This is a genomic window from Thiomonas sp. SCN 64-16 (assembly GCF_001725585.1).
Lineage (GTDB): Bacteria > Pseudomonadota > Gammaproteobacteria > Burkholderiales > Burkholderiaceae_C > Thiomonas > Thiomonas arsenitoxydans.
Genome location: NZ_MEGQ01000066.1, coordinates 1 through 12,331, shown reverse-complemented (window position 1 = coordinate 12,331; position 12,331 = coordinate 1). Strand labels below are relative to the sequence as shown.

General features: G+C 64.0%; 10 protein-coding genes and 1 tRNA gene. 2 read left to right on the top strand and 9 right to left on the bottom strand.

The window, feature by feature from the left end; all coding sequences use genetic code 11:
* Positions 1-556: 556 nt before the first annotated feature.
* The 4 genes from ABT24_RS14190 to ABT24_RS14175 form a co-directional block, all read right to left on the bottom strand.
* A tRNA-Ser gene (locus ABT24_RS14190) sits at positions 557-646 on the bottom strand.
* Positions 647-724: 78 nt separating this feature from the next.
* Positions 725-2,017 carry a serine--tRNA ligase gene (gene serS / locus ABT24_RS14185; protein ID WP_156052533.1) on the bottom strand — a complete coding sequence of 431 codons (1,293 nt, stop codon included), beginning with the start codon at positions 2,015-2,017 and terminating at the stop codon, positions 725-727.
* Positions 2,018-2,102: 85 nt separating this feature from the next.
* A complete protein-coding gene (gene ispH / locus ABT24_RS14180) occupies positions 2,103-3,089 on the bottom strand; it encodes a 4-hydroxy-3-methylbut-2-enyl diphosphate reductase (protein WP_276732920.1) in 987 nt (328 codons plus the stop codon).
* Complete coding sequence (locus ABT24_RS14175) at positions 3,086-3,550, bottom strand: FKBP-type peptidyl-prolyl cis-trans isomerase (protein ID WP_276732923.1); 465 nt, start codon at positions 3,548-3,550, stop codon at positions 3,086-3,088. The genes ispH and ABT24_RS14175 overlap by 4 nt, the downstream gene beginning before the upstream one ends.
* An 80-nt stretch (positions 3,551-3,630) precedes the next feature.
* Between ABT24_RS14175 and radC the strand changes: the two genes are divergently transcribed.
* Positions 3,631-4,311 (top strand): RadC family protein, encoded by a 681-nt coding sequence (radC, locus tag ABT24_RS14170; RefSeq protein WP_156052530.1) that lies wholly within the window; start codon positions 3,631-3,633, stop codon positions 4,309-4,311.
* A complete protein-coding gene (locus ABT24_RS14165; protein WP_276732925.1) occupies positions 4,308-5,015 on the top strand; it encodes a Smr/MutS family protein in 708 nt (235 codons plus the stop codon). Before radC ends, ABT24_RS14165 begins: the two co-directional genes overlap by 4 nt.
* Positions 5,016-5,092: 77 nt before the next feature.
* Here ABT24_RS14165 and ABT24_RS14160 read toward each other — a convergent pair whose 3' ends face one another.
* From ABT24_RS14160 to ABT24_RS14140, 5 genes are all read right to left on the bottom strand, one after another.
* On the bottom strand, positions 5,093-5,560 hold the full coding sequence (locus tag ABT24_RS14160; protein WP_276732928.1) for a group II truncated hemoglobin: 468 nt from the start codon (positions 5,558-5,560) through the stop codon (positions 5,093-5,095).
* Between the two features lie 133 nt (positions 5,561-5,693).
* Entirely contained in the window at positions 5,694-8,222 is a 2,529-nt protein-coding gene (locus tag ABT24_RS14155) for an ABC transporter permease (RefSeq protein WP_276732930.1), read from the bottom strand.
* Positions 8,223-8,328: 106 nt separating this feature from the next.
* On the bottom strand, positions 8,329-10,590 hold the full coding sequence (locus ABT24_RS14150; protein WP_286738112.1) for a nitric oxide reductase activation protein NorD: 2,262 nt from the start codon (positions 10,588-10,590) through the stop codon (positions 8,329-8,331).
* Positions 10,591-10,772: 182 nt separating this feature from the next.
* Positions 10,773-11,579: a CbbQ/NirQ/NorQ/GpvN family protein gene (locus ABT24_RS14145; RefSeq protein ID WP_276732935.1), complete on the bottom strand. Its 807-nt coding sequence runs from the start codon at positions 11,577-11,579 to the stop codon at positions 10,773-10,775.
* A gap of 78 nt (positions 11,580-11,657) precedes the next feature.
* Positions 11,658-12,331: RuBisCO large subunit C-terminal-like domain-containing protein (locus ABT24_RS14140; protein ID WP_286738109.1), on the bottom strand; the 674-nt coding region annotated here is incomplete at its 5' end.

Below are 12,331 nucleotides of genomic sequence, written 5' to 3'. Positions count from 1 at the left end.
GCACCGGATGGAGGTGGCCGCCGACGGTGAGGCGGTAAATGGTCGTCCTGGACAGTTGGGTCCACTGTTGGACGGTCTTGACGGTCAGAAGGGTCTGCGCGGGCGGGGTTTGCGTGGGCGTTTGGGTCATTGCGGGTTCCTCAGGGTTGAGGAAGTGTGCAATGACTCTGGTTTACATGCAAATGCCTGTTTTGTTGACAGATTTAATTCATGGAAGTAGTTTTTATCTCGGAGTCAAGGCAAATCCGGCGTAAGCCGACTCAATCGCGTCGTGCATGCGACCATGATTCTTTTCTATTTAATTCATCATTTGCATCCACTCGCTCAATTACCCCACAGGGAAGATCGCGGCCAAGCCCCCAGGAACCATGCGGGGCAGATCAGGAGGGGGACTGGGGTAGCGTGCAGGCGCGTGGGCGGCCCGGTCTGCGCGCATCGGGTCAGCACGCGACGTGCTGATGCGTTTGGATCACACCGGCTTTGATGACGGTTTTGATGACAGGCGAACGCAGAAAAGAAAAAATCCTGAGTTAATCAATCACTTAGGCTAATCTTCTGGCGGAAAGGGAGGGATTCGAACCCTCGGTAGGCTTGCGCCTACGCCTGATTTCGAGTCAGGTACATTCGACCACTCTGCCACCTTTCCGGGGTGTTCGTTGCTATTCGCTTCACAGGTCGCTTTAAGCTTGCGAGCTGTCGTGGTCGCGAAAAGCTGATAAGTATATCAGGCACGCGGCTCGATCTGGGTCAGTCCTCCCATGTAGGGCTGGAGCGCCTGCGGAATGTCGATACCCCCGTCAGCGCGTTGGTAGTTTTCGAGGATCGCCACGAGCGTGCGACCAACTGCCAGGCCGGAGCCGTTAAGGGTGTGCGCGAGTTCCGTCTTGCCGCTCTCGGCGCGATAGCGCGCCTGCATGCGGCGGGCCTGGAACGCTTCCATATTGGAGCAGGATGAGATTTCGCGGTAGGTGTTTTGCGCCGGGAGCCAGACCTCGATATCGTGGGTGCGCGCGCTGCCAAAACCCATGTCGCCGGTACACAGGACGATGGTGCGATAGGGCAATTGCAGGCGTTGCAGGATGCTCTCGGCGTGGGCGGTGAGTTGTTCCAGCGCGGTGGCCGACTCTTCTGCCCGCGTCACCCAGACGAGCTCGACTTTGTCGAACTGGTGTTGGCGGATGAGGCCGCGCACATCTCGCCCGCCTGACCCGGCCTCGGAGCGAAAGCACGGCGTGTGCGCCACAAAGCGCAGCGGCAGTTGGGCGGCATCGACGATCTGATCGCGCACCAGATTGGTCAGCGGCACTTCGGCTGTGGGAATGAGGTAGTGGCTCTCGCCCTCTCCGTGCTTCACGGGGAAGAGGTCTTCCTCGAATTTAGGGAGCTGCCCCGTGCCGCGCAGCGCTTGCGCCGAGACGATGTAAGGCACATAGGCTTCGGTGTAGCCATGTTCGGTGGTGTGAACGTCGAGCATGAACTGGGCAAGGGCCCGGTGCAGGCGGGCGATCGGCCCGCGCAGCACGGCAAAACGCGAACCGGAGATGCGCGCTGCGGCCTCGAAGTCCAGCCCGAGGTCTGCCCCGACATCGACGTGGTCGCGCACCGGGAATTCAAACGTGCGCGGGGTGCCCCATCGGCGCAGCTCGACGTTCTGCGTCTCGTCCGCGCCGACGGGCACGTCGGCCGCGGGCAAATTGGGAACAGCCATGAGCAGACCCTGCAGTTCGGCTTGCAAGGCGTCGAGCCGGGCGGCGTCTGCTTCCAGCGTGGTTTTGATGTGGCCGACCTCTTCCATGATCGGCGCGACATCCTCACCTTTGGCTTTGGCCTGCCCGATCTGCTTGGAGAGCAGGTTGCGCCGCGCCTGCAGATCTTCGGTTTGTTTCTGTAGGGTTTTGCGCTCGGCTTCGAGGGCTTCAAAGCGGGCCACATCGAGGAAGGGCTGAGGAGACTGACGGGTTTCGAGCCGGGCGATGACGTGGGGCAGATCTTTGCGCAGCAGGGTGATGTCGAGCATGATGCGTTTGAGTTGAACGAGAAATGAAGCCGCCGCCGGGCGATCCGGGCCAAGCCTTGCGCCGGATGGCTGGGCGGTAAGTCGGTCAGGAGTCGGCCTTGACCACCAAGCCGCGCGGCAGCGGAAACTGTACCGATTCGGTCACGCCGTCGAGCTGCCGCACCGCTACGGCGCCCAATGCCTTCAGCCGGGCCACGACCTGATCGACGAGGGCTTCGGGGGCCGAAGCGCCCGCCGTCAGGCCGATCTGGCGCGCGCCCTCCAGCCACTCAGCGCGCAGGTCTTCGACCTGATCGACCATGTAGGCGGGCTTGCCCATCCGCTGGGCGACTTCGCGCAGGCGATTGGAATTCGAACTAGTCGGACTGCCAACCACGATGACCACATCGACCTGTGGGGCGAGCATCTTCACCGCGTCCTGGCGATTTTGCGTGGCGTAGCAGATGTCTTGCTTTTTCGGCTCATGCACTTGAGGAAACCGCGCGCGCAGAGCCGCGACGATTTCGGAGGCGTCATCGACCGACAGCGTGGTTTGAGTCACAAAGGCCAGCGGCGCATCGGGGGCAATGTTCAGGCGCACGACATCGTCGAGGGTCTGCACCAGATGGATGCCCTCGGCCTGCCCCATGGTGCCTTCGACCTCTGGATGACCGGCGTGACCGATCATCACGATTTCCAGCCCGTCGCGCCGCATCTTGGCCACTTCAACGTGCACTTTGGTGACCAGCGGGCAAGTGGCGTCGAACACCTGCAAGCCCAACGCCTGCGCCTGCGCACGCACGGCCTGCGACACCCCGTGCGCAGAAAACACCACGGTGCCGCCCTGGGGCACTTGTTCGAGTTCGTCGACAAAAACCGCGCCCTTGGCCTTCAGGTCGTTGACCACATAGGTGTTGTGCACGATTTCATGGCGCACATAGATGGGCGCGCCAAAGCGTTCCAGCGCGCGCTCGACAATGTCGATGGCCCGGTCTACACCAGCGCAAAAACCGCGTGGGCTGGCCAGCAACACTTGCGGTTCGGACGCTACAACTTCAGGGTCTGGCGATAAGGCGAAAGCGTCTGGCTTCATAGCACGGCGAGAATCTTGACCTCGAAAGTCGTGGGGCAGTCGGCCAGGGGATGGTTGAAATCGAGCAGCAGCGCGTCGCCGGCTTCGTCAATTTCACGCACCAGTGCGGTGAGCAGACCGGCTTCGCCATCCGCAGTGGTCGGCAGACGCAGACGCATCACATCGCCGACCTGCGCCGCGGGCCCGGGATATTCGCGCGCACGCTCAACCTCCCCGCGCGAAACCCAACGCAGCAAGCCCGGAATGCGCGCACCAAAAGCTGCGCCCGCAGGCAGATCGAAACGGGTGTGCGTGTTTTCATCGAGGCCGACGAGCAAGGCCTCCAGCGCCGGGCTGAGTTGCCCCTGTCCTAACGTAAACGTCGCGGGCGTGCCGCCGAAGGTGTTGACCGCATCGACGCCGCCCGGATCGCTGAGGCGGTAATGCAGGGTGAGGTAGGAATCAGGCTGGACGCAAGGCACGATGATGGGCGGGCAGGCAAAATAGCGGCTGAAAGCGAGCCGCAAAGGCGACGTAAACCGCATTTTAGGGGGAACCCTGCATGGCCACACGTATCGCCGATCTACCTGCCGATGCGCGACCGCGCGAAAAATTGCTGGCGCGCGGCCCGCACGCCCTGGCCGACGCCGAACTGGTCGCCATCGTGCTGCGCACCGGGGTGCGCGGGCAGAGCGCCCTCGATCTGGCCGCCGCCTTGCTCGATCAGTTCGGCGGCCTGCACGGCCTGCTCAACGCCTCATCCGAGCAACTCCGCAAAATCAAAGGACTGGGCGCGGCCAAATATGCCGAGATTGCCGCCGTGCTGGAACTCGCTCGCCGCACCCTGAACGAGCAGATGATGCAGCAACCCCTGCTCGATTCGCCCGCTGCGGTGCGCGACTATTTGCGACTCTGGCTCGGGCCGCAACCGGTGGAAATTTTCGCGGTGCTGTTTCTCGACAACCAGCACCAGCTCATCGCCTCGGAAGAGCTTTCTCGCGGCACGCTGGCGAGCACCAGCGTCTACCCGCGCGAGGTCGTGAAAGCCGCGCTGCGCTTGAATGCCGGCGCGCTGATTCTGGCGCACAACCACCCCAGCGGCCTGGCCGAACCGTCCGCTGCCGACCGCGCGCTGACGCAAACCCTGAAAGCGGCGCTGGCCCTGGTGGATGTGCGCGTGCTCGATCATCTGGTGGTCACCCGGCATAGCGTGGTTTCGTTTGCCGAACGGGGTCTGTTGTGAAACCCGCCGCGCCTGCGCTCAAGGCAAGCAGCCAGGACGCATTGCGCGACTTGCGCCGGCGCCTGCGCCAGCCGCCGCAGCCTGCGCGTACGAAACCTGGGTCAACTCCACCTCCCATCGCGGCCGCTCCCGCCGAGTCTGTGCCCACCTCCGCAGATCGCGCCCTATTTCGCGCGGCCACTGCGGGCGCCAAGGTCTTGGGGGCATCGATCCACCCTCCCCCGCCAGGATTGCAGCCCGCACCGCCCAAACCCATTCCGCACCAATCGCTGCGCGACGAACGGTTGGTGCTGTTAGAGGCGATGTCCGACGAACTCGATCTGGATCATTTGCTGGAGACCGACGCCGCCCTATCCTGGCGGAGAGAAGGCGTGGGATCGGACACCCTGCGCAAGCTGCGCCGGGGGAACTGGACGATCCAGAACGAAATCGATCTGCACGGTCTGCGCCGCGACGAGGCGCGTGAGGCTCTGGGTCAGTTTTTACGCACCGCGCTGCAGCGCGAATGGCGCTGCGTGCGGGTGATCCACGGCAAGGGGCTGAGTTCGCCCTTGCGCGAGCCGGTGCTCAAACACAAGGTGCGAAGCTGGCTGATGCAGCGCGACGAAGTGATGGCCTATGTGCAGGCCCGGCCCAGCGATGGCGGCGCCGGAGCTCTGGTGGTGCTGCTGCGCTCGGCCCGGCGCACTGAACGCGGCGGTTGAAACAATGCTTAAAACAAGCCCGCGATTTGAGAGCGAAGATGAGAGCACAGAGCGGCGTGCTCAGTTACGCCAAACAGTCAACCATGCACCACATTACCCACCGGCATATTGCCGGGCTCGGCTTTGTTGCGCATCCAGTCGGCCGTGCCGGCGAAGGCTTCGTGCAACTGGCGGCGCAGTGTGTCGTCCATCTCGACTTCGTTGAGGGTCTGCACCATGCAGGCCATCCACTCGTCGCGCTCCTTGGTGCCGATGGCGTAGGGAAAGTGGCGCATCCGCAGGCGCGGATGCCCATATTGCGGGGAATACAGATCGGGTCCGCCCAGCCAGCCGCTGAGAAACAGGTAGAGCTTCTCCCGCGTTTCTTCGGAATTCGTGGGATGCATGGCCCGCAGATCGGCATATTGCGACTCTAGATCCATCAAGTCGTAGAAATGATCGACCAACCGACGCACGCCCTCCGCGCCGCCGAGGCGCTGATAAGGCGTGCTGGAAACCGGCTGGGGGACAGGTGCGGCGGGCGTGATGGCGATGGTTTCTGACATGGAGCGGAGCAATTTGCAAACAAGGCTGAAACAAAAGAATCGCGATTATGGGAGATGCGCCCCGGCAGAACTTGCCTCAGGTCAATCTGCAATCAATCGTCCCGCAAAGTGGCAAAAGATTTTCAGCTCATTTTCAAGTCAAGGTGCGCAAACTCTGACCCGGCGCCCGGCGCAGCACATCGCGCAGACTCCACCACCCGGCCGCCATCGCCAGCATGGAGGCCGCCAGCATGGCCGCGGGCCAGAGCCACCATGGCGGCTGCCAGGGAAACAGAAACACCCAGTGCGCCAGCGCCGCGCTCACGGCCGCCGCCCCGGCGGCGCCGAGCAGCCCGGCCAGCGCGCCGACCCACATCATTTCCACCAGAGCCATACGCCGCAGCAACTGCGAAGAGGCGCCCAGGGCGCGCCACACCGCCATTTCGCGCGAGCGGTCCTGCCGCGACAACGCCAGCGAGGCGGCGAGCACCGCCAGCCCGGCCGCCAGGGCGAACAAAAACAAAAACTGCACGGCCGTGATGACCTGCTCGACCAGCTTGCGTAAATGCGCGAGCAGGCTGCCGACATCGACCACGGTGAGATTGGGAAACTGCCGCACCAGGGTGTCGTCCATGCGCTGTGCATCTCCGGGGGCGCGATAGGCGGCCAGATAGGTCACGGGCTGATTTTTCAGCAGGGCCTGCGGCAGCAGCACAAAGAAGTTGGCATGCATGGAGCTCCAGTCGACATGCCGCACGCTGGTGATGGGTGCGGTCACGCGCTGTCCCGCAATGTCGAAAGTCAGGGTGTCGCCGAGTTTGAAGCCCAGGGTTTTGGCGATGCCCTGCTCGACCGACAGGCCTTTGGCATCGGGCCCGCCGGTATCGTTCCAGTCGCCTGCGACCAGGGTATTGGCCTTGGGCAAGGTGGCGCTGGCTGAAAGATTGAATTCGCGGTCGATCAGGTCGCGGGCGCGGATGCTGTCGTAGTCGCGTCCAAAGACCGGCTTTTCGTTGATGGCCACCAGACGGCCGCGCAGCATGGGATACCAGTCTTCGTGGTTCACGCCATCGCGGCGCAGCGCGGCCAGAAAATCCTGGCTCTGCGCGGGTTGGATGTTGATGACAAAGCGGTCGGGCGCGTTGGCGGGTATGGAGGCCCGCCAGGCGTCGATCAGACTGGTGCGCATGAGCACCAGCAACACCAGCGCGAACAAACCCAGACTCAGCGCCGTGATCTGAATCACCGCGCTCCACGGCCGGGTGGCCAACTGACGCGCCGCCATCTGCATCAAACCGCCGGCGGCGACGGATGACGCCGCATGGCCGCGTATCCAGCGCCGCAAACCCCGCATCATCAGCAAGGCCAGCAAGGCGAACACCAGCGTCAGGCCGATGAAACCACCCGCGGCAATCAGCCCCAGGCGAAGGTCGCCGGCCTGCAGCCACAGCAACAGACCAAATGCCCCCACGCCTGCCAGCACCGTGACGAACGGCGCGGACTGCAGGCGGCCCAGACTGCGGCGCAGCACCGCCAGGGGCGGTACGCGCGCCAACTGCAGAATCGAGGGCAGGCCAAAGGCCAGCAGCAGCACCATGCCCGTCGCCCCGGCGAACAACGCGGGCGCCCAACCGGGCGCGGGCAGCTCGCGCACCTGAACCTGAATCAGCCCGTGCAGCAGCCCGATCATCGCCGCCTGCACCGCCAGGCCGAGCAACACCCCCAGCGCCGCCGCAAAGCCGCCCAACCAGACAAACTCGGCGGCGTAACGACGGAGCAAAACGCCCTGACGCAGCCCCAAAGCCTTGAACACCGCGCAGGGCTGCAAACGTCGGCGCGCAAAGTCGCGCGCCGACTGCGCCACCGCCACAGCGGCCATGAGCGCGGTGATCAGCGCCACCAGATGCAGAAAATCAGAGGCGCGCTTGAGCGTCTGTTCTTGCGCCGGGCCGCTGTCGGCCACGGTTTCCACCCGCATGCCGCGCGCGGAGGTTTGGCGAATCTGCTCCTGCGCCCATTTGGCGTAGGCGGCTGCTGCCTGCGATGGCCCAGCCAGCGCGAGGCGATAAGTCACCCGGCTGGCGGGCTGGATCAGCCCGGTAGCGGGCAGATCGGCGCGATTCATCATCACCCGCGGAGCGAAATTGATGAAGCCCGCGCCGCTATCGGGCTCGCGCACCAGAATGGCCGCGATGCGCAACCGCGCATTGCCCAACTGCAACAGATCACCCACCTGCAGCCGCAGGGCGCCAAGCACACTGGCATTCACCCAAACCGTACCGGGCTCGGGCGGCCCGCTGCGCGACACCTCCGGCGCCTGCAGCCCGTCGCGCAGCACCACCTGCGCGATCAAGGGGTAATGCGCGCCTACCGCCTTGAGCGAGACCAGCCGGGTGCGGTCACCCGTGACGTCGAGCGCCATGCTGGGAAACACCGCCGTCTGCATAGAGCGCAGCCCCTGCGCTCGCGCCTGCTGCAAATACAGCGGTTTCAGCGGATGATCGCTGACGATCACCACGTCGCCACCGATCAACTGCGCAGCATCGCGCACCAGCGCGCCTTGCAGCCGCTGGGCGACGAAGCCCACGGCCGACAACGCGGCCACGGCCAGCACCAGCGAGAAGAATAAGAGCCGCAGCTCGCCGCTGCGCCAGTCACGCCAAAGCTGTCGCAAGGATTGCATAGAGGTAGACCGTGGAGTGAATAGGCTGGGTGGGGACAGGCCGTATTGTCCACAGCCCCCCAACACTGTGCCGGGGCGAGGATTTGAAACCGCTGAGGAACGCGCGCTATTTGGTCAACGCCAGGAACACTTCCGGCAATCTCTCGGGCAGGCGCTCGATGTTGTCGATCACGGTGTAGCGGCGGCCAAAAATGTCGGACACATAGGCATCGGCGCGCGGGTCAAGGCTGATGCAGTAAGTGAAAAGACCGTCGCGTTCGAGCTCTCGCACCGCCTGGCGGGCGTCTTCGATGAGCAGGCGTTCATCTTGCACGTCGATATCGGCAGGTTCGCCGTCGGTGAGAACGAGCAGCAGCTTTTTGTCGCTCTTGCGCGCGTGCAGCGAGTGGGCGGCGTGCCGCAGCGCCGCCCCCATGCGGGTGGAATAGTTGGCCTGCATCGCCGCGAGACGCGCCTTGACTTCATCACCCCACGGCTCGCCAAAACCCTTGATGTGCAGGTAGCGCACCTCGTGCCGGGTGTTGGACTGAAAACCGGCGATCGCCAGCGGATCGCCCAAGCGTTCGATCGCCCAGGCGAGCAGCGAGACGGCCTCCTGCGAAAGTTCGAGGATGGTCTGCTCTGATCCTTTCACCTTGTCGTTGAGCGAGGCGGAGAGGTCGAGCAGCAGGGTCACGGCAATATCGCGCCCGTTGGTGCGGTGGCTCAGATTGATACGCGGATCAGGGTTGGAGCCTGCCTTGAAATCGATCAGCGAACGGATAGCGACGTCGAGATCGAGTTCGCTGCCTTCCTCCTGATAGCGAATGCGCACTTTGTCTTGCGGCTTGAGCAGTTCCAGCAGTCTTTGCAGGCGCTTGGCCAGCGGGGCGTGCTTTTGCAGCAAGCGGTCGATGTCGCCCGCCTGTGCAGACGGATGCAAACCCTCGTACACGCTGACCCAGTCGGGCCGATAGGTTTGGCTGTGATAGTCCCATTCGGGATAGTGCCGCGGCGGCAGGCGCGGCAAGTCGTCCTGCGCATCGTTGCGGCGGGTTTCGTCGAAGCGCTCTTCCTCGTCCCCTTGTTCGATGAAGCGCCAAAGGTGCCGGTTGTCGTCGCGGTAGTCGATGACGGTATTTTCGAAGTGCACTTTGGCAAACTGGTCGCTCTGGCGGCGGGTTTTCGCCACATAGGCCAGAGCCAGCACGGCGATGTCTCGGGTGGATGAGGTGCCCTGCGCCATCAGCGCGTGAAAGTGGGTGACAAAGGCGTTGAGATCGGCGTCGCGGTAGCCGTGCTCGGGGTCGAGCAGCGCCCGCGACAACATCGCCAGGCGGTGGCGCAGACAGGAGGTGGTCTCGGGATCGCAAGCCTCTTCGACAGGGCGGGGATGCAGGGCGAGAAACAGCCGCCGCAGTCCGGCGTATTCGCGGATCAGCAGGGTTTCAACCCGGCAGTCCTCGAAAAACTCGACCGCCATGCGCTGAAACGGGCTCCAGTTGTCGGCAATCTGCGGGGTGGACCAGCGGCGGTGGCCGACCATGTGGGCGAGCATCGCCCGGTAACGATCGAGGCCCGAGACGCCAGAAGCATCGTCTTGCACATCAGGCAGACGAATGCCCAGCGGGTCGTAATAGGGAACCGGCTTGCGCAGTTCGTCGAAGGCGGTGGAGTAAGGGATCAGCAGATCGCCGTCCCGCCACAAGGCGCGCAGATACAGCTCGAGATGGCGCTCCACATCCACCAGCAGCGTGCCGTGGCGCTCGCGCTGCAGCACGGCGCGCGCGTCGGCCGATTGCAGGCTGAAGTAATCTTTTTGCCGCTCGGGATGGGTGGCATAGTTGCGCACGCCGTAATCGACCCAGCGGCGCAAGCCGCCAATGTCGAGCTGGGCCAGCAAGGTCGGCGCCTGATTGAAAAAGTCCGGCAGCCCTGGGCTGGGATAGGTGGTGTGAAAGCCGTGGATGGAGCGCGTGGTGCGCGCCATCAGATCGAGCGTGAGATCGAGATAGTGCTGGAGTTGCTCGCCCGCTTGCAGGCGCTGGGCGACGGGAGCCAGGGTCTGCAAAAAGGGCGTGATGGCCCGACCGTTGGGCGATTTTTGCAGCCCTTGCACCACGGCCATCACGGGCGCCAGCAGGTCTTCACCCACGGCGCGGGCGGTGGACGGCCAGGCTTCCAGAAAGGCCAGCAAAGGCTCGGCGCCCCGCCCCAGTTTGCCGATGATGCGGCCCGCTTCGAGGAAGGCGCTCAGTCCATCGGGCGTGAGCACACTCTGGGCATCGGCCATGCAGGCCGGGAAAATGGCCTCCACGAGAGGAAAGCGCGTGTCGAGCCGCGCCCAACTGGCACGTATCGAATCGTCCATCAGGGCGTCACTCACCATGATTCAGCTTGGTTTGCCGCACAGAGGGTGTGAATGAATCCGGCGTGGCCGAGCAACGTGCCCAAACGCTTCCGATCAAGGCGCAAAGCACAGCCGTGCCCGTCGGCACGGCGCGCATTTGCAACGCCGAGCGGGGGTGTTTGGGCGCGAGGAGCGGTCATGGCGGATTTGTTCGCACCCTCTTAGGCGAAGGTCACGTCGATGGCGTGATCGAGTGTCTGGCGAATGTCGGCATCGTCGGTGATGGGGCGCACCAGCGCCATGCGGCAGGCGTCTCCTGCATCAACGCCGTCGCGGATCAACTGCGCGGCGTACACCATCAGGCGTGTGGAAATGCCCTCGTCGAGACCGTGCCCCTTGAGATTGCGCGCGGCGTGGCCGATTTTCACCAGCTTGGCGGCCGTCTCGGCGTCGAGGCCGCTTTCCTTGCACAGAATGGCGGTTTCGAGCCCGGCCTCGGGGTAGTCGAAATCGAAGGCGGTGAAGCGCTGTTTGGTGGACTGCTTCAGATCCTTCATCAGCGACTGATAGCCCGGGTTATACGAAATCACCAACTGAAAATCGGGATGCGCCTGAATCAGCTCGCCCTTCTTGTCGAGCGGCAGGGTGCGGCGGTGGTCGGTCAGCGGGTGGATGACCACGGTGGTGTCCTGACGCGCCTCGACAATTTCGTCGAGGTAGCAGATCGCGCCGATGCGCGCGGCGGTGGTCAGCGGCCCATCGAGCCAGCGCGTGCCGCCGCCTTCGAGCAGATAACGTCCGACCAGATCGCTCGCCGTCATGTCTTCGTTGCAGGCGACGGTTATGAGCGGCTTGCCCAGCCGCCACGCCATGTGCTCGATAAAGCGCGATTTGCCGCATCCCGTCGGCCCCTTGACCATGACCGGCAAACGATTGCGGTAGGCGGCCTCAAACAAGGCCACCTCGCGGCCCTGCGGCTGGTAATAGGGCTCTGCTTGAACCCGGTACTGCTGCGCGTCAATGCTCATGCATCCACCTCCAAAACAACACGCCCCCGTGAAACCGGGGGCGCTGAAACCTTCAAAAACGACGTCGTCAGGAGCGGCTTACTTGTGGACGCCCAGTTTGTCGCGCCAGCCCGGGAAGAGCTTGTCGGCATCGCCCGGGAAGGATTCGAATGCGCGCGCGAACTCTTTGTGCTCCTTGGCGTACTCGATCGGATCGGCTCCGGCCTTCCAGCACTCATAGGCCTGGCGCAGCGACTTGGCGCCAGCCGCTGGCGAGTCGATGTGGCCGTAGGAGCCGCCGCCCGCGGTGTTGATCACGTTGCCGTGGCCCAGGTTCTCGAAGAAGCCGGGCAGGCGCAGCGCGTTCATGCCGCCGGAGATGATGGGGGTGGTGGGCTTCATGCCGTACCACTTCTGGAAGTAGACCGGGCCTTGGCACTCGTCGCGCTCGATCATGTAGGCGATGTTGCGGTCGTCGCCCTCGCCTTCCATCTTGCCGTAACCCATGGTGCCGACGTGAATGCCCGAAGCCCCCTGCAGCCGACTCATCTTGGCCAGCACAAAGGCGGTGTAGCCGCGCTTGGAACTGGGCGAGGTGATGGCGCCGTGACCCGCACGGTGATAGTGCAAGTACTGGTTCGGATACTGGCGACGCGCGGTGGTGACCATGCCGGGGCCGCCCACGTAGCCGTCCACCAGGAAGGCCAGCTTGTCAGCATCGGGACCGAAGACTTCCAGCGCGAAGTCCGCGCGGGCGCACATCTCGTGATAGT

Excerpts from the sequence above, each read along its gene's own strand:
- ispH (WP_276732920.1), bottom strand. The coding sequence starts at position 3,089 with ATGAAGCCAGACGCTTTCGCCTTATCGCCAGACCCTGAAGTTGTAGCG.
- ABT24_RS14155 (WP_276732930.1), bottom strand. The coding sequence starts at position 8,222 with ATGCAATCCTTGCGACAGCTTTGGCGTGACTGGCGCAGCGGCGAGCTG.
- ABT24_RS14160 (WP_276732928.1), bottom strand. The coding sequence starts at position 5,560 with ATGTCAGAAACCATCGCCATCACGCCCGCCGCACCTGTCCCCCAGCCG.
- ABT24_RS14145 (WP_276732935.1), bottom strand. The coding sequence starts at position 11,579 with ATGAGCATTGACGCGCAGCAGTACCGGGTTCAAGCAGAGCCCTATTAC.
- radC (WP_156052530.1), top strand. The coding sequence starts at position 3,631 with ATGGCCACACGTATCGCCGATCTACCTGCCGATGCGCGACCGCGCGAA.
- serS (WP_156052533.1), bottom strand. The coding sequence starts at position 2,017 with ATGCTCGACATCACCCTGCTGCGCAAAGATCTGCCCCACGTCATCGCC.
- ABT24_RS14150 (WP_286738112.1), bottom strand. The coding sequence starts at position 10,590 with ATGGTGAGTGACGCCCTGATGGACGATTCGATACGTGCCAGTTGGGCG.